The organism is Streptomyces sp. NPDC057445 (assembly GCF_042802855.1).
GTDB lineage: Bacteria > Actinomycetota > Actinomycetes > Streptomycetales > Streptomycetaceae > Streptomyces.
On the sequence record NZ_JBHVDH010000005.1, the window covers coordinates 154,891 to 170,200 of the forward strand.

Below are 15,310 nucleotides of genomic sequence, written 5' to 3' on the forward strand. Positions count from 1 at the left end.
GTGACCATTCCGTGTTCGGGTGGCTGATGTGGGCATGGGGCGCGTGATCTGAGTGCTGGCCGGTGGGAACGGCGGCCGCCGTTCCCACCGGCTAAGGGGTCACGGAGCTCCTGGACGAAGCCGTCCACCACATCGAGTATCTGCGGCTCGGCGCCCGTGATCATCCAGCCCGCACCATGGATACTGAGCACTCCTAGATCGACTCGCTGACCACGAGGTGCGGACATGGTGAACCAGGGGCAGGGAACGGGGAGTTGGCAGCGGGGCGCGGACGGACGCCATGCCGTCGTCATCGGCGGCAGCCTCGCGGGGCTTCTCGCGGCACATGTGCTCGCGGAACACGCGGACAGGGTGACAGTGGTGGAGCGCGACCGCTTCCCGGGGGACGGGCAATCCCGTGCGGGCATTCCGCACGGCCGGCACGCCCATGTACTGCTCGAGGGCGGCCAGCTCGCCCTGGACTCCCTGTTGCCGGGCTTCATGGCCGAGTTGAGGGCGGCGGGCGCACCCCGGGTGGGGATGCCGTCGGACATGGTGCAGTGGCAGCGGGGCAGCTGGTTCATCCGCACCGCGCCCACGACGCACATCTACACCGGCTCCCGGGCCCAGATCGAGCACCTGGTGCGCGAGCGGGTGCTCGCCAACCCCAGGATCGAGACTGTCACTTCGGCGGAAGTCGTAGGGCTGGCCGGTGACGCCGTACGCGTTCGGGGCGTGCGGCTGCGCGAGCGCGGCGAGAGGCCGGAGACCGGCCGGGAGGAACCACGCACCCTCGAGGCCGACTTGGTCGTGGACGCCTCGGGCCGCGGATCGCGCGCGGCGCAGTGGCTGAGCGCCATCGGCGCCGAAGCCCCGGACGAGGAGACCATCGACACGGGTCTCGCGTACGCCTCGCGTGTCTACCGCGACAAGGGTGAGGACCTGGGCACCCACTCGCTCGGCTACTTCGTCGTCCCCAACCCCTCACAGGTGTACGGCGGCGTTGTGCTGCCCCTGGAGGACGGCCACCACCTGGCGTCCTTCTCGGGCCCGCGCGGCCAGGAACCGCCCACCGACGAGGAGGGGTTCATCGCCTTCGCCGCCCGTCTGCCCCATCCCTTCATCCACCGGTGGCTGCTCCAGGCGGAACCGCAGACGCCGCCGTTCGGCTTCCGGGCGACGGCGAACATCCGTCGTCGGTACGACCGTCCGGGCCGCCGACCAGCGGGCTTCCTGGCCACCGGCGACGCGCTGTGCACGTTCAACCCGGTCTACGGCCAGGGAATGTCGGTCGCCGCGATGAGCGCCGTGGCGCTCCGCGACGCGCTGTCCGATCCACGCCGTACGCCCACGACACGCCGCGTCCAGCAGGCACTTTTCGACGCGTCACGCCAGGCGTGGGACATCTCGGCGGGGTCGGACAAGGGCATGCCGGGTGCGACCGGGAACGCCCTCGCCACACGCGCGGTGGACCGGCCCGTCGGCTGGTATCTGGGCCGCGTGCAGGATCGCTACCCCTCCGACCCCGTGGTGGGCCCCGCCTTCCGCTCCGTACTCACACTCGCCTCCCCGCTCACCTCGCTGTTCGCGCCCAAGGTGGCGCGGGCGGTGCTCTTCGGCAAGGTGGCCGCGACGCCCGCACAACCCCCGATGACACGGGAGAAGTCGGGCGGCTGAGGGCGGGGGCTCAACGGTACGGCAGAGGGGAACCCCACCTCCGCTTCCCCTGCTCGCGCCCGGCGCGGGGCGAACCGCCGCGCTCCGACGGTGAGAACGGGGAGTTACCCCGCGCGGGGGCCGAGGAGTTGACGCCGCGAGCGCCGGGCGTCCCCGCGGAGTCCCGCCCGGCACGTGACTGCCCGAGAGCTTCACCCAGGAGGTGCTCCCGAGCACTCCCCCGTGGCATTCGGGCAGGCCCGGCGGCCCGGCGAAGCCGGGAAAGGCGCGCCCACGCCGCGTCGTCGGGCTCGGCCAAGTGCGTCCGGCAGGAGGACGGCTTGCGGTCCTCCTGCCGGGGGCCGCGGTGGAGCGCAATGCGGTGCCCCTGCCCGGCCGGCCGGAGCGGTCGACGAGGCCCTCCTCGTCCTCCGGGCGCCACCGGTGAGCCGCTCGCGGGCCCTGACCCGTGGGCGCGGGTCGCGCTTGCCGCATACCGGTGGAGCGATGGGTGGAGCTCCGCAAGGCGTGTCGGGCGAAGCGGGCGCGGAAGTCAGGCGTCTGGCCTCATGCCTTCTTCCGGCCCGCCCCGGGTGCCGGCGGGCCTTTGCGGCCGGGGCGGGCCGGTACCGCGGTGCATCGCGGTGACCGGATCCGCCACGTCGTCCGCCCAGTCCGGTCGACGGTCGACCGTACCCCGCTGACAGGATTCGTCAGGTGGCGTTGGCGCAGACCGCCCAGGCTGTGATCATGATGGTGACCCCGGTGTCATTCTCCAGATTGGCCCGCCATGAGGTGTCGCTGGCTGGGAAAGTATCCATGAGGACGAGACCGTTGCCGAGGGTGTTGCTGCGGATGCCTCCGCCTGTGACGACCTTCCCGGGCGGGCAGTTCGCCGTGACCTGGCAGAGGTTGTCGTTCTCACACGGCACAGTGTTGGAGACCCTTTCGTACCCGGAGACCCCGTTGGCACCAGGGGCTCCAGTCGCGCCGGTGGCTCCAGTCGCTCCAGTCGCGCCGGTCGCTCCAGTCGCTCCAGTCGCGCCGGTGGCTCCAGTCGGTCCAGTCGGTCCAGTCGGTCCGGTCGGTCCAGTCGCGCCGGTAGCGCCAGTCGCTCCAGTCGCGCCGGTCGCTCCAGTCGCGCCGGTAGCGCCGGTCGCTCCTGTCGCTCCGGTCGCTCCGGTCGGTCCAGTCCTTCCCTTGCACCAGTCTCCGCCGGCCTCGGCCGCCAGGGCGGAGGGAATGTCATCGAGGTTGAGGTACTCCCCGCACCGATCGGCCTCCGACGACGAAGTCGGCCCGCCTGTCGGCGGACCAACGGGCGCGGACGCCAGAGCGGTGCTGGCGAAGCCCATCATCACGAGGGCCATCGACGCGATCGCACCGCCGGTGAGCACTCTGCTTCGCGGGAGTGGCCCAAGGCGGGACCCGGTCATCCTCTCGGGACTCATGAAATGCCTTTCTTTTCCTTGACAGGCCTGAACTCGTCATTCGAGGGCCGACGACTGATAGGAGCTCAGAGGAACTCCCTATAACATGATTCGGTGCGCTCAGAGCGGCTGCGGGAGGCTCGCTCAGTGATCAGCCCATCGGCCGAGCCATTGAGCGCGGGCCCCATGGAATCCGAACGGTCATCCCTGTCCCGGCCGACCAGCAGGCCCACCGTCTGCGGCGAGGCGGCCGGCCGCCCGCCTTCGACCACGAGGCGTACAAGCAGCGCAACACGGTCGAGTGGTGCATCATCCGCCTCAAGCAGTGGCGTGGTATCGCCGCCCGCTACGAAAAGACCGCGACCATCCACCTGGCCGGATTCCGCGTCGCGGGCATCTTCCTTACGTTGTCGGTGGGTTGATTCCGGTCACTCGTAGGATCGGAAGACCCAGGGACGCGGGGTGTGGCTGGGCATCTTCAGTCCACTGGTGGGCTCCATCGGCCACTCATTTGATGCGCGCGACAAAGGTCGCTTGGGCGACGGGAAGACGGACGCCAGGGACGCCTTCTTCCTGCACACCTACAACCACCACCGTAGCCACACCGCACTCGGCGGCCGGCCACCGATCAGCCGTGTCAACAACGCTCCAGGTCAATACACCTAGTGCTCCGGTTCCGTGCCGCGCCAGACCGTCGTGATGTTGCAGAACTCCTTGATGCCGTGCCCGTCCAGCTCCCGCCCGTACCCGGAGCGCTTCACGCCTCCGAACGGCATGGCGGGATGCGATGCCGTCATCCCGTTGACGAACACCCCGCCCGCCTCCAGATCGCGTACGAAGCGCGTCACTTCGTTCTCGTCACGGGTCCACACGTTCGAACTCAGGCCGAAGGGCGTGTCGTTGGCGACCCGCACGGCCTCGTCCAGGTCCGCCACCCGGTACACGGTGGCCACCGGCCCGAAGGTCTCCTCCCGGTGGATCCGCATCTCGGGCGTGATCCCGGTGAGGACGGTCGGGAGGTAGTACCACCCATGAGGCCGGTCGCTCGGCCGGCCCGCGCCGCACAGCGGGTGGGCGCCGAGGCGCACGGCCTCGTCGACGAGCTCCTCCAGGTCGGTGCGGCCCTGTTCACTGGCGAGGGGGCCGACGTCGGTGGACTCGTCCAGCGGATCCCCCACCGTCAGTCCCTCCATCCGTGCGGCGAACCGTTCGGTGAAGGTGTCGTACACGTCCTCGTGGACGATGAAGCGCTTTGCCGCGATGCAGGACTGGCCGTTGTTCTGGACGCGTGCGGTGACCGCGATCCTCGCGGCCCTGTCGACGTCCGCGGACGGCATGACCACGTACGGGTCGCTGCCGCCGAGCTCCAGTACGGTCTTCTTCACCTCGTCGCCGGCGGCGGACGCGACCGAGCGGCCGGCGGGTTCGCTGCCGGTGAGCGTCGCGGCGGCGACCCGCGGGTCGCGCAGGACTCCCTCGACCGCGCCCGAGCCGATCAGCAAGGTCTGGAAGCAGCCCTCGGGAAAGCCCGCCCGATGGAAGAGGTCCCCCAGGTAGAGGGCGGTCTGCGGCACGTTCGACGCGTGCTTGAGCAGGCCGGTGTTGCCCGCCATCAGCGCGGGCGCGGCGAACCGTACGACCTGCCAGAGGGGGAAGTTCCACGGCATCACGGCGAGGACGACTCCGAGCGGCCGGTAGCGGACGAAGGCACGGGCGGCGCCCGAGTCCTTCGCGTCGGCGTCCGGGACGGGTTCGTCGGCCAGGAGTTCCTCGGCGCGCTCGGCGAACCAGCGCATCGCCTTCACACACTTGGCCGCCTCGGCCCTGGCGCCCGTGATCGGCTTTCCCATCTCGGTCGTCATGGTCCGTGCGATGTCCTCCTGGTCCTCCTCCAGGAGTCCGGCGGCTTCCTTGAGGAGCCGCGCGCGCTCACCGAATCCGGTGGTGCGGTAGTGCCGGAACGCCTCGTGGGCGGCGGCCACGCGGCGCTCGATCGCCTCGGGCCCGAGTGCTTCGAAGGTCTTGAGCGTCTCGCCGGTCGCGGGATTCACCGTGGCGATGGGCATGGCTGTGTCCTCCTTGGACTCGCATCTACGACCCTGCCGCGCCCCGGGCGGCGGCGCAACGCGGCGGCCCGGCCGTCCGGCCCGGGGGGGGCTGCGTCCGGGGAATCCGCCGGAGTGGGACCGCGATACGGGTCCGCCGGACGCTCGATGCGTCACCTTTCGGTCGCCGGTTCACCCGGACGGGCGAGCCTCAGCGCGGCGACGTACGCTCGTCAGGGCGACACAGGCTGGTCAAGGCACGGATCGCATGCCAGGGAGGCGAGCGGTGTGAACGGACATCGCTTCCGCGTCGGCACCCGGGTGCCGGCCGCGGCGACGGTCGCCGTCACGGCGGCTCTCGCGGTCGGCGGCGCGGCGCACGCGGACGACGACATCGAGTCGCAGAGCGCCCGGCAGATCTCCGAGCGGGCCGAGGAGGCCGTGCGGAGTGCCACGTCGGTGCACATCACGGCCAAGGGCGACCTCGACGGCGCCGCCCCGTCGGGCGAGCTCGATCTCAGACTGGACCGAGAGGGGAACTGCACGGGCTCGGTGAGCATGGGCGACGAGGGGTCCGTCGAGATCATCAAGCGCGGCGAGACGGTGTGGGTGAAGCCGGACGAGGCGTTCTGGAAGAACCAGCTGCCGGGGGCCGGCGAAGAGGCGGCGGAAATCGTCAAGGGCCGCTACCTGCGGGGCACCACCGACGACGCCATGCTCAGCGGTTTGGCCGAGGTGTGCGACCTCGACGCGTTCCTCGACTCGGTCAGCGATGCCCGGGGCGCGCAGGTCCCGCTCACCAAGGGCCGGAAGACAAAGGTCGACGGCGTCGATGTCATCCCGGTGACCGGGAAGCACGAGGGCCGCACGGCGACCATGTACGTCGCCACCGAGGGCAAGCCCTATCCGGTGCGGCTGAACGCGACGGGGCCGGGATCGAAGAAGGCCACCGTCGTTCTCTCGGACTACGACAAGCCGGTCCCGTCAGCCACTCCCCCGGCGGATCGGTCCGTGGACATTTCGTCACTGATGGATCTGCGGGCCGAGCCGTAGCCCCGGCCCCGTTTCGCGCCCCACCGGTGGCGGTGGTGTGACGCGGGCAGCAGACTCGGCGGCATGCCGGACAAGCGAAGCGCCGGTCTGCTTCTCTTCCGGCCCGCGGGCCGGAGCGTCGAGGTGCTCATCGGGCACATGGGCGGCCCCTTCTGGGCGGCCCGGGACGCGGGCGCCTGGTCGATCCCCAAGGGCGAGTACGGGCCGGAGGAGAAGCCCGAGGCCGCCGCGGTACGGGAGTTCGAGGAGGAGCTCGGACTGCCCGCCCCCGGCGGGGAGCGCGTACCGCTGGGCGAGAGCCGCCAACCGGGCGGCAAGATCGTCACGATCTGGGCGGTCGAGGGCGACCTCGACCCGGACCGGGTGTCGCCCGGCACCTTCACGATGGAGTGGCCGCCGCACTCCGGCGAGCTGCGGGAGTTCCCGGAGATCGACCGGGTCGGCTGGTTCTCCCCGGACCGGGCGGCGGCGCTGCTCGTACCGGGCCAGCGGATCTTTCTGGACCGGCTCGGCCATCACGTACGCGACGTCCGCTGACCGCATGCGTATCCCCGTCCCCTCCCGGAGGGAGTTCTTCGTGTCCGCTCGTTTGAAGGCCGCCGCGGCCACCGGCGCGGCGCTGCTCACCGCCACCGCGCTCCCCGCCGACGCCAGGGCCCGTACGGCCACCGAGGGTTCGGTGACCGCGGCGGAACTGCTGGCCGAGGTCAGGACCTGTGCGCGGATCTCGAACGGCTTCTACCGGACCGACCCGGGAGCGGCGGCGAACGTACCGGTGTGCGGGACGAAACAGGCGGTGTTCTGGAAGGCGGACATGGACATCGACTGCGACGGGCAGCGCACCACGCGCTGCAACCGGCGCACGGACCCGAACTTCGTGTCCGAGACCTCCTACCAGCAGTCCGACGGACAGCATCTCAACGCCGAGGAGCTGCCGTTCGTCGTCATACCTGGCGCCGGGTCCCTGTGGAAGCCCGGCTCCTACGGGATAGGCGGCGGCAGCGTCGTGGCCGTCGTGCACCGCGACACGGTGCAGTACGCGGTCGTGGGCGACACCGGTCCGGCCGGCATCATCGGCGAGGCGTCGTACGCGACGGCCAGTGCCCTCGGCATCGACCCCGACCCGCGGACCGGAGGTGCCCAGTCGGGTGTCACCTACATACTTTTCCGCGACTCGAAGGCCTCCCCCATCGAGTCCCACCGGGCGGCGGTCACGCTGGGTGATGCGCTGGCGCGGGAGTTCGTCGGTCGCCCGCAACAGGCCCGGGGAGGAGGATGAAGGCAGGGCAACGAGGAGAAGGGAAGCTCCATGCTGGGAGAGAGCAAGGCGTTCAGCGGCTTCTCGGCCGACGACATCGCGAAGGCGAAGCAGTTCTACGGCGGGACGCTCGGACTGCGGGTGTCGGAGGAGCACGGGCTGCTGATCCTGCACCTCGCCGGGGCCGCCCGAGTGCTCGTGTACCCGAAGGACGATCACACGCCCGCGGCCTTCACCGTTCTCAACTTCCCGGTGGACGACATCGACGAGGCGGTGGACGGTCTTGCCGCTCGCGGTGTGACGTTCGAGCGCTACGAGGGCCTGGGGCAGGACGAGAAGGGCATCGCCCGTGGCGAAGGCCCGGACATCGCCTGGTTCAAGGACCCGGCGGGCAACATCCTGTCCGTGCTCAAGGAGTAGTTCCCCCTTGGCCATGGAACCGGTGGAGGCACTGGAGCGGATCGCTTTCCTGCTGGAGCGCTCCGGGTCTCCGACGTACCGGGTACGGGCCTTCCGTACGGCGGCTGCGGCGGTCGCCGCGCTCGGTGAGCGCGAGGTGTCCGAGCGGGCCGTGGCCGGAACGCTGGAGAAGGTACGGGGACTGGGGCCCAAGACCGCGCAGGTGGTACGGGAGGCCCTGGCCGGGGAGGTGCCGGCCTACCTCCGGAAGCTGGAGGAGGAGTCGGCGGCCCGGTACAGCGGGGACGCACCCGGATCACGTCTGCGGGCGGCGCTGCGCGGCGACTGCCATCTGCACTCGGACTGGTCGGACGGCGGCAGCCCGATCGAGGCGATGGGAAGGGCCGCGGCGGCACTCGGCCACGAGTGGGCGGTGCTCACCGATCACTCCCCCAGCCTGACGATCGCCCGCGGGCTTTCGGCCGAGCGGTTGCGCGAGCAGCTCGACGTGGTGGGCGAACTCAACGACGCCTGGGCGCCGTTCCGCCTTCTCACCGGCATCGAGTGCGACATCCTGCTGGACGGATCGCTCGACCAGGAGCCCGAACTGCTCGACCGGCTGGATGTGGTGGTGGCCTCCGTGCACTCCAAACTGCGCATGGAGGCGCGGTCGATGACCCGGCGCATGGTCGCCGCGGCGACGAATCCGCTGGTGGATGTACTGGGGCACTGCACCGGACGTCTGCTGACGGGACGCCAGGGCGGGCGGGGGCGGCCGGAGTCGGAGTTCGACGCCGACGAGGTGTTCGCGGCATGTGCGGAGTCCGGTACGGCGGTGGAGATCAACAGCCGCCCGGAGCGCCTGGATCCGCCACGGCGCCTGCTCCGGCGGGCGGTGGGGGCCGGAACACTGTTCGCGATCGACACGGACGCACATGCCCCGGGGCAGTTGGACTGGCAGCTCGACGGCTGCGCACGGGCCGAGGAGTGCGGGGTCCAGGAGTCCCGGGTCATCAACACCTGGAGCGCGGACGAGCTGTTGCGCTGGACGAGGACCCGTGAGCTGCCGGACGGCTGACGCGTCTCCGTGCGCTGCCACATCGGCGGCCCGTGCCGGCCTCCTGCCCGGGCCGCCCCTGGTCACCGCTCGGCCCCGAGAGGCGCCGCCCACGCCGCTGTGCGTCGGCATGCGCTCCGCGGCGCTGCCGACGCGCGGGGCCGCCCACGCCGCCGGGCGCAGGCTGCCGTGCTGTGCGGGCCGCGAGGTGGGACCTTGGAGGAGGAGGCCGGAGCGCCGAAAGGACGGGATCAAGGTGACCGAGACGGACAAGCACAGCGAGGAAGTATCGGTGCAGCTCAGCGGCTCACCGGAGGACGCGGACGCCGTCTTCGGCGCCCTGCTCGCGGCGTACCCCTGCGACCGTGGCGCCGAGGAGCACCCGCATTCGATGGGCAAGGGCGGCCACCCGACGATCTGGATGGCCACCTACGACGTCTCGCCCGCGGACACGGCTGCGCCGGTCGCCGCGACCGCGCTCGGCGGCCCCGTCGCGGCGGAACTGTCCGGCTCGTACCCGGCGGTGGACCGCCTGGCCGATGCGCTCTCCTCGGGCTTCGCGGTCGAGGTGGAGCACGCGGTGTCCGGCGACGGCGAGAAGCAGCTGCGGCTGCGGTTGGAGTCGCCCGCCAAGGCGGCCTGACCCGGCGGCCCCGGGCCACGCCACGCCGGCCGCGCGCACGGGCGGGTATGGGTCGGGGGGGCTTCATATGCCTTGACAGGCATATAACCGGTGGCGCATATTCGAGCCATGACGGACGCGATCTGGTCGGCCCTGGTTGACCCCCACCGGCGGGCGGTGCTCGATCTGCTGCGCGTACGCGACCGGGCGGTCGGTGAACTGGTCGAGGCGCTCGGCCAGTCACAGCCGAACGTGTCGAAGCATCTGCGGGTGCTGCGGGACGCCGGCCTCGTCCGGGTGACCAAGCAGGCCCAGCAGCGCGTCTACGCCATGGAGCCCGGCCCGATGGCGGAGCTGGACGCCTGGCTGGAGCCGTACCGGCGGCTGTGGAACGACCGTCTCGACACACTTGGCCGCTACCTCGACGCAGACGCCGACAGCAGCGCTGACCACGCAGAGGAGCCATCATGAACCGCGGAACCTTCATCACCTTCGAGGGCCGTCCGGCCGTACGGTTCGAGCGCTCGTACCCGCACCCCGTCGAGCAGGTCTGGGCCGCCGTGTCGGAGCCGGAGGGGCTGGCCCACTGGTTCCCGTCGAAGGTCACGCTGGAACCGCGAGCCGGAGGGAAGATCGAGTTCTCGCACGATCCCCACATGCCGTCCTCGGCCGGCACGGTCCTGGACTTCGAGCCGCCCCACCGGTTCGCCTTCACCTGGGACGGCGACGAGATCCATCTGGAGCTGGCGGCGGAAGGCGACGGGTGCCGGCTGACGCTGACCAATGTGCTGACGGAGCGGAACACCGCGGCCCGCAACGCCGCCGGCTGGAGCGTCTGCCTCGACGAACTGGACAAGCACCTCGCCGGGGCCGGCGCCGAGGGCCCCCACAGCGACTCGGCCGCACCCTGGAAGCCTTACTACGACGCCTATGTCGCAGCGGGCATGCCCTCGGGTGCCGGGATCCCCGGCGCTTCGCAGCACGAAGCCTGACGGGATTCGTGACGCTTCGCAGCGCGAAGCCCTGGCGGGACCCCGCACTCAGGACGCCTCGACGGCCGCCTTGATGCGGTTGGCGAAGGCGTCCGCGTCCTTGCGCGCGGCGCTCAGGGCGAACCCCACGACCAGCTTCCCCAGGCCGTGGCCCTCAAGGGTGTTGAAGACCCTCAGCCGGGTCCTGCCGGCGTCGACGGGCTCCAGGTCGTAGCCGCCTTCGGGAACAGTGACGATGTTCTTGGAGACCTCGGTCCATCGGATCCTGCGCGGCGTCTCGAACTCGGTGATCCGGAACTCCCGGTCCGTCGTCATCCCGGCGTCCTTGACCTTGCTCCGGTAGACGGTCCCGACGGCCGTCGGGCCGCCGGTCGTCTTCGCCATCTCCTGCACCCTGGGGCTGAACTTCGGGTCGTTCTCACCGTCGGCGAGGAAGGCGAAGACCTCCTCGACCGGGCGGTCGATCACCGCCGTCGCCTCGAACCGTCCAGCCATGGTCTCTCCTTGCTCGCTCGTGCCACTGGCGTGGCGTCCGTGCCACAGGCCCGCAATCGTCCCAGCCTCCCAGACCCTGGTCCGGCGCACCCGTCGAACGGGTACGCCACGGACGTGACGGATCCTGGTGGGCACGGCGTACCGCGGTCACCACCGGCTGTGCCGGGCCAGTCCCGGCGGCGGGTGCACGGCGCCCGGTCGCGGGCTGCGACTCCCGCCTCTGGCTCGTCCGGGCGGTATGGGCCGTAAAGGTGAACCGTCCGGCCGGCCGGCGCGTCACTCGGACAGCCCGACGTCGCGCGCACGGCATGCCGGCGGGGCGAACCCCGGATGCCGGGCCCCACGGAAGTGCCGGACCCTACGCACGCAGACACACAGGAAGTTCCTGCACGCTGTTGCCGACGAAGCTGGCGTGGCGCGGCAGTTCCGCCTCCGGGAGGGCCAGGTCCAGCCCGGGGAAGCGGGTGAACAGCCGTTCCAGGGCGATGGTCGCCTCCATCCGGGCCAGCGGGGCGCCCAGACAGTAGTGCGGGCCGTGGCCGAGCGAGAGGTGGCGCGAGGCGGAACTGCGGGTGATGTCGAAACGGCCGGCGTCCGTTCCGTGCGCGGCGGTGTCCCTTCCGGCGGCCGAGTAACCGGCGAGGACCGGTGTGCCCATGGGGATGACGGTCCCGTCCAGGGTGAGGTCCTTCGTCGGGTAGCGGAAGGGGAAGTAGCTGACGGGGCTGTCCCAGCGCAGGGTCTCCTCGACCACGTCGGCCCAGCTCGCCTTGGCGTCCAGCACCATGCCGAGCTGGTCGCGGTGGGCACACAACGCTCGCACGGCGTTGGTGATCAGGTTCAGTGTGGTCTCGTGCCCCGCGATGATCATCAGCAACAGGGTGCCGATGAGCTCGTACCGGCTGAGCCGGTCCCCGTCCTCCTCACGTGCCGCGATCAGCGCGCTGGTGAGGTCGTCGCCCGGATCGGCGGTGCGCGCCGCGGCGACCGCGGTGAGCACCGCCACCAGCTCCTGGTTGGCGGCCATCGCCTCCTCCGGGCCGATGTCGGTGGCCACGACCTGTTTCGACAGATGGTGCAGCCGGTCCTGGTGTTCGGCGTCCACGCCCAGCAGTTCGCAGATGACCCCCATGGGCAGCGGCATGGCGAAGTGCCTGCGGAGGTCGGCGGTTCCGCCGCCGTCCGCGGCGGCCGTCTCGAGGCCGTCCAGCAGCTCAGAGGTCACCGTCTCGATGCGTGGCCGCAGCTGCTCGACCCGGCGCGCGGTGAACGCCTTGCTCACCAGCGCCCGCAGCCGGCGGTGGTCGGCCCCGTCGGCCGTCGTCATGCCCTGCACGGTCGCGAAGGTCTTCAGCGGCCAGCCGTCGGCTATCCGTCCCTCGCGCAGGGCGGTGAAGTGCTCGGCGCCCTTGGCCACGTCGGGGTGGGCGAGGAACTCCCTGAGCGCGTCGTGGCCCAGCACGGCCATGCCCGCCACCTCGCCCGGCAGTACCACCGGAGTCACGGCTCCCCGGGCGAGGAGCCGGGCGTTGTCCGCGTGGGGGCAGCCACCTGCCGGGTCCATCCGGTGCGGGGGCGGTGAGGTGTCCAACGGAGGTCTCCTGTCTGTGGTGCCGCAGTCCCTGGTGCCGCCGTCCCACGACTCGGCGGGCCGCGACCGCGGACCGCGAGCCCCTTTCGGACCTCCCCGTGGGACGGCTCCCACCGAGGCCGGCGAGCAGTCAGATCCTACGGTCAACCCGGCCTTTTCGAACGCCAGTTGGACAACTTCTGTCACCGAGCAGTGACGGTGCGCGCCTACACCCGCCGTACGACATGCAGCAGGTACTCCTTGCGGTCGAGCGGATTGCGGTCGGTGCGCGGCCGGACGGGAACACTCCCGCCGACCTCCGCGTAACGCGCGAAGGCGCACTCCAGAACGCCCTCGCCACGGGTCAGTCCGGGCAGCTGCTGCTCCAGTCCATGAATCCGGTTCGCCGGAATCTCTCCCTCCAGCGTGTACGAGGAACCCTGCGCCGTCGTGGTCCCGGGTACGGCGCGGTTGCGTGCCAGCGCGGAGAGCACCGGTCCGAGCGTGTCCGAGGGGGCCTCGAGCCGGAAGCGGTGCACCGGCTCGTGCACGCGCGTACCGGCCTCGCGCAGCGCGCTCATCAGGACCAGGGTGCCGGCGAGTCGGTCTGTGTACTTCCGTCGTCGACGCTGCCGATCTCGTCGATGACGCCCGCGGCGTGCAGCAGCCGCTCGGTCAGGCTTGTCTTACCGGCGTCCACATGCGCCAGAATTCCGAGGTTCAGTGTGCGCACTACGTGTCATGTCCTTTGAACAGGCGGGGGTTCCCTTCGTGATGGACATGAACGTTGTGCGCATTCCCGCTCCTCGGTCTTGTGGCTGTTGCCGGAAGTGCAGCAGACGGCTGCGCGGGCAGCAACCGAATTCCCCCGCCGGCGACGGCGCTTCGCGAAGCCGGGCTGCCGCACCACCTGCGCGGAGTGCGGCGGCCCCGCGCCGTCCGGTCAGCGCGGCGGGGTCACCGGCTCCCCCGTCCGGAGGACCCCGATCAGCTCCGTGACCGTGTCGGCCATGGCCTTTCTGCCGACGGACAGATACGTGCGCGAGTCGACCGCGCCGGCGTCCGCGGCGAGATACTCACGGATCGCCCCGGTCATCGCCAGGTTCAGCGCCGTTCCGATGTTGACCTTCGCGATTCCGCCGGAGACGGCCGCCGTCAGCTCCCCGTGCGGGACGCCGGACGAACCGTGCAGGACCAGCGGTACGTCCAGCGCCACGGACAGCCGCGCCAGCAGCCCGTGGTCGAGCGAGGCCGTGCGGGTCGTCATCGCGTGGGCGCTGCCGATGGCGACGGCGAGGGCATCCACACCGGCCGCCTCGACGAAGGCACGAGCCTCGTCCGGGTCGGTCCGTGCGCCCGGCGCATGGGCATCCAGTGGCGCCGCCCCGTCCTTGCCACCGACCTCGCCGAGCTCGGCCTCGATCCAGAGCCCGTTGCCGTGCGCCCAGCGGACCGCGGCCCGGGTCGCGGCGAGGTTCTCCCCGTAGGGCAGGTGCGACGCGTCGTACATCACCGAGCTGAAGCCGGCGTCGGCCGCCTGCCGCAGCAGGTCTCCGCTTTTGACATGGTCGAGATGGAGCGCGACGGGCACTCCGGCCGCCCGGGCCGCTTCGGCGGCGGCGCGGGCGAGCGGGCGGACCCGCCCGTAGCGGAACTTCACCGCGTTCTCGCTGATCTGCAGGATGACCGGGGAGCCGGCGAGCTCCGCCCCGGCGACGACGGCTTCGGCGTGCTCCAGGGTGATGATGTTGAACGCGGCCACGGCGCGGCGCTCCGCGGCGGCCTCGGCAACCAGCGTTCCGGTCTCCGCGAGCGGCATCGGTCAGGCTCCGGCGAGGATGACGGAACGGGTGAGGTGTCGCGGCCGGTCCGGATCCAGACCGCGCGCCTCGGCGACGGCGACCGCGAGACGCTGCGCCCGTATCAGCTCGGCCAGCGGGTCGAGCTCTCCTGCCACCCACATCCCGCCGGTGGCACGCACCTCGTCGGCGAGGCCCGACGGCGCGTCACCGATCATCCAGGTCGCCGTGCCGCGTGTGGTGACGCTGATCGGGCCGTGCCGGTACTCCATCGCGGGGTAGGCCTCGGCCCACGACCTCGACGCCTCCCGCACCTTGAGCGCTGCCTCACCGGCCAGGCCCACGGTCCAGCCACGCCCCAGGAAGGTGAACTGTGAACAGCCGGCGAGCCACTCGGGCAGCGGCTCTGCCAGCGCGTCGCGGGCATCGTCCACGACGGCGTCGGTGTGCAGGCCCGCGTGCGCGCGCAGCAAGGTGAGGGCCGAGGTGGCGAACCGCGTCTGGACCACGGACTTCTCGTCGGCGAAGTCGAGGACCACGACCTCGTCCGCGGCCGTCGTCACGGGTGTGGCGGGATCGGCCGTGATCGCGGTGGTACGGGTCCTCCCGCGCAGCCGGCCGAGGAGTTCGAGCACCTCCGTGGTGGTGCCGGAGCGGGTCAGCGCGACGACCCGGTCGTAGTGACGTCCCCCGGGGAACTCGGACGCCGCGAACGCGTCCGACTCGCCGTGCCCCGCGCCCTCGCGCAGGGCGGCCGCGGCCTGGCCCATGAACAGGGAGGTCCCGCAGCCGACGAACGCCACCCGCTCGCCTTCCGCCGGGAGTGCCCCGGTGCGGCTCGCGGCCAGTTGCGCGGCGCGGTCCCAGCACTCCGGCTGACTCGCCAGCTCGTTCGCGACATGGCTCATACCCATTGCTCCGTCCTTGGAGTGCAGCACCGACAGTATGCAGTTTT

16 protein-coding genes and 2 pseudogenes are annotated in these 15,310 nt (G+C 71.3%); 9 read left to right on the forward strand and 9 right to left on the reverse strand.

All coding sequences use genetic code 11. From position 1 onward, the window contains the following. The first annotated feature begins 225 nt into the window (after positions 1–225). Entirely contained in the window at positions 226–1,656 is a 1,431-nt protein-coding gene (locus ACFU5O_RS14150; protein ID WP_384239935.1) for an FAD-dependent oxidoreductase, read from the forward strand. A 692-nt stretch (positions 1,657–2,348) separates the two neighbouring features. Here the strand turns inward: ACFU5O_RS14150 and ACFU5O_RS14155 are convergent. The 3 genes from ACFU5O_RS14155 to ACFU5O_RS14165 all read right to left on the reverse strand — a co-directional run bounded on the left by ACFU5O_RS14155 (position 2,349) and on the right by ACFU5O_RS14165 (position 5,131). Then, on the reverse strand, positions 2,349–2,567 hold the full coding sequence (locus tag ACFU5O_RS14155) for a hypothetical protein (protein WP_384239937.1): 219 nt from the start codon (positions 2,565–2,567) through the stop codon (positions 2,349–2,351). Continuing rightward, the gene (locus ACFU5O_RS14160; protein WP_384239939.1) at positions 2,557–2,841 is read right to left on the reverse strand and encodes a hypothetical protein; all 285 of its coding nucleotides are present in this window, start codon (positions 2,839–2,841) and stop codon (positions 2,557–2,559) included. The genes ACFU5O_RS14155 and ACFU5O_RS14160 overlap by 11 nt, the downstream gene beginning before the upstream one ends. Before the next feature lie 886 nt (positions 2,842–3,727). Further along, positions 3,728–5,131, reverse strand: coding sequence for an NADP-dependent succinic semialdehyde dehydrogenase (locus tag ACFU5O_RS14165; RefSeq protein ID WP_384239940.1), 1,404 nt, complete (start codon positions 5,129–5,131; stop codon positions 3,728–3,730). Positions 5,132–5,398: 267 nt separating this feature from the next. Between ACFU5O_RS14165 and ACFU5O_RS14170 the strand changes: the two genes are divergently transcribed. The 8 genes from ACFU5O_RS14170 to ACFU5O_RS14205 all read left to right on the forward strand — a co-directional run bounded on the left by ACFU5O_RS14170 (position 5,399) and on the right by ACFU5O_RS14205 (position 10,491). Further along, complete coding sequence (locus tag ACFU5O_RS14170; RefSeq protein WP_384239942.1) at positions 5,399–6,163, forward strand: hypothetical protein; 765 nt, start codon at positions 5,399–5,401, stop codon at positions 6,161–6,163. 63 nt (positions 6,164–6,226) lie between these two features. Beyond that, positions 6,227–6,700 (forward strand): NUDIX domain-containing protein, encoded by a 474-nt coding sequence (locus ACFU5O_RS14175; protein WP_384239944.1) that lies wholly within the window; start codon positions 6,227–6,229, stop codon positions 6,698–6,700. Between the two features lie 4 nt (positions 6,701–6,704). Continuing rightward, the gene (locus ACFU5O_RS14180) at positions 6,705–7,442 is read left to right on the forward strand and encodes a glycoside hydrolase family 75 protein (RefSeq protein ID WP_384239945.1); all 738 of its coding nucleotides are present in this window, start codon (positions 6,705–6,707) and stop codon (positions 7,440–7,442) included. 30 nt (positions 7,443–7,472) lie between these two features. Further along, positions 7,473–7,841 carry a VOC family protein gene (locus ACFU5O_RS14185; protein WP_384239946.1) on the forward strand — a complete coding sequence of 123 codons (369 nt, stop codon included), beginning with the start codon at positions 7,473–7,475 and terminating at the stop codon, positions 7,839–7,841. Between the two features lie 13 nt (positions 7,842–7,854). Beyond that, entirely contained in the window at positions 7,855–8,898 is a 1,044-nt protein-coding gene (locus tag ACFU5O_RS14190) for a PHP domain-containing protein (RefSeq protein WP_384240426.1), read from the forward strand. Between the two features lie 235 nt (positions 8,899–9,133). Continuing rightward, positions 9,134–9,520 (forward strand): hypothetical protein, encoded by a 387-nt coding sequence (locus ACFU5O_RS14195; protein ID WP_384239947.1) that lies wholly within the window; start codon positions 9,134–9,136, stop codon positions 9,518–9,520. Between the two features lie 108 nt (positions 9,521–9,628). Then, positions 9,629–9,970 carry an ArsR/SmtB family transcription factor gene (locus ACFU5O_RS14200; protein WP_384239949.1) on the forward strand — a complete coding sequence of 114 codons (342 nt, stop codon included), beginning with the start codon at positions 9,629–9,631 and terminating at the stop codon, positions 9,968–9,970. Beyond that, a complete protein-coding gene (locus ACFU5O_RS14205) occupies positions 9,967–10,491 on the forward strand; it encodes an SRPBCC family protein (protein ID WP_384239951.1) in 525 nt (174 codons plus the stop codon). Before ACFU5O_RS14200 ends, ACFU5O_RS14205 begins: the two co-directional genes overlap by 4 nt. 48 nt (positions 10,492–10,539) lie before the next feature. On the opposite strand, the gene ACFU5O_RS14210 is transcribed toward ACFU5O_RS14205, so the two are convergent. From ACFU5O_RS14210 to ACFU5O_RS14235, 6 genes and pseudogenes are all read right to left on the reverse strand, one after another. Next, on the reverse strand, positions 10,540–10,986 hold the full coding sequence (locus ACFU5O_RS14210; RefSeq protein ID WP_384239953.1) for an SRPBCC family protein: 447 nt from the start codon (positions 10,984–10,986) through the stop codon (positions 10,540–10,542). 358 nt (positions 10,987–11,344) lie between these two features. Then, positions 11,345–12,550 carry a cytochrome P450 gene (locus tag ACFU5O_RS14215; RefSeq protein ID WP_384240427.1) on the reverse strand — a complete coding sequence of 402 codons (1,206 nt, stop codon included), beginning with the start codon at positions 12,548–12,550 and terminating at the stop codon, positions 11,345–11,347. Between the two features lie 233 nt (positions 12,551–12,783). Then, positions 12,784–13,146, reverse strand: a pseudogene (locus tag ACFU5O_RS14220) (GTP-binding protein); the annotation flags it as partial. 8 nt (positions 13,147–13,154) lie between these two features. Next, positions 13,155–13,289, reverse strand: a pseudogene (locus ACFU5O_RS14225) (GTP-binding protein); the annotation flags it as partial. A 210-nt stretch (positions 13,290–13,499) separates the two neighbouring features. Next, positions 13,500–14,375, reverse strand: a complete 876-nt coding sequence (locus ACFU5O_RS14230; protein ID WP_384239955.1) for a ketose-bisphosphate aldolase — start codon at positions 14,373–14,375, stop codon at positions 13,500–13,502. A 3-nt stretch (positions 14,376–14,378) separates the two neighbouring features. Beyond that, on the reverse strand, positions 14,379–15,263 hold the full coding sequence (locus ACFU5O_RS14235; protein ID WP_384239956.1) for an SIS domain-containing protein: 885 nt from the start codon (positions 15,261–15,263) through the stop codon (positions 14,379–14,381). Between the last annotated feature and the right edge of the window lie 47 nt (positions 15,264–15,310).

Excerpts from the sequence above, each read along its gene's own strand:
- ACFU5O_RS14185 (WP_384239946.1), top strand. The coding sequence starts at position 7,473 with ATGCTGGGAGAGAGCAAGGCGTTCAGCGGCTTCTCGGCCGACGACATC.
- ACFU5O_RS14190 (WP_384240426.1), top strand. The coding sequence starts at position 7,855 with ATGGAACCGGTGGAGGCACTGGAGCGGATCGCTTTCCTGCTGGAGCGC.
- ACFU5O_RS14200 (WP_384239949.1), top strand. The coding sequence starts at position 9,629 with ATGACGGACGCGATCTGGTCGGCCCTGGTTGACCCCCACCGGCGGGCG.
- ACFU5O_RS14175 (WP_384239944.1), top strand. The coding sequence starts at position 6,227 with ATGCCGGACAAGCGAAGCGCCGGTCTGCTTCTCTTCCGGCCCGCGGGC.
- ACFU5O_RS14210 (WP_384239953.1), bottom strand. The coding sequence starts at position 10,986 with ATGGCTGGACGGTTCGAGGCGACGGCGGTGATCGACCGCCCGGTCGAG.
- ACFU5O_RS14165 (WP_384239940.1), bottom strand. The coding sequence starts at position 5,131 with ATGCCCATCGCCACGGTGAATCCCGCGACCGGCGAGACGCTCAAGACC.
- ACFU5O_RS14230 (WP_384239955.1), bottom strand. The coding sequence starts at position 14,375 with ATGCCGCTCGCGGAGACCGGAACGCTGGTTGCCGAGGCCGCCGCGGAG.
- ACFU5O_RS14235 (WP_384239956.1), bottom strand. The coding sequence starts at position 15,263 with ATGAGCCATGTCGCGAACGAGCTGGCGAGTCAGCCGGAGTGCTGGGAC.
- ACFU5O_RS14150 (WP_384239935.1), top strand. The coding sequence starts at position 226 with ATGGTGAACCAGGGGCAGGGAACGGGGAGTTGGCAGCGGGGCGCGGAC.
- ACFU5O_RS14180 (WP_384239945.1), top strand. The coding sequence starts at position 6,705 with ATGCGTATCCCCGTCCCCTCCCGGAGGGAGTTCTTCGTGTCCGCTCGT.
- ACFU5O_RS14205 (WP_384239951.1), top strand. The coding sequence starts at position 9,967 with ATGAACCGCGGAACCTTCATCACCTTCGAGGGCCGTCCGGCCGTACGG.
- ACFU5O_RS14215 (WP_384240427.1), bottom strand. The coding sequence starts at position 12,550 with ATGGACCCGGCAGGTGGCTGCCCCCACGCGGACAACGCCCGGCTCCTC.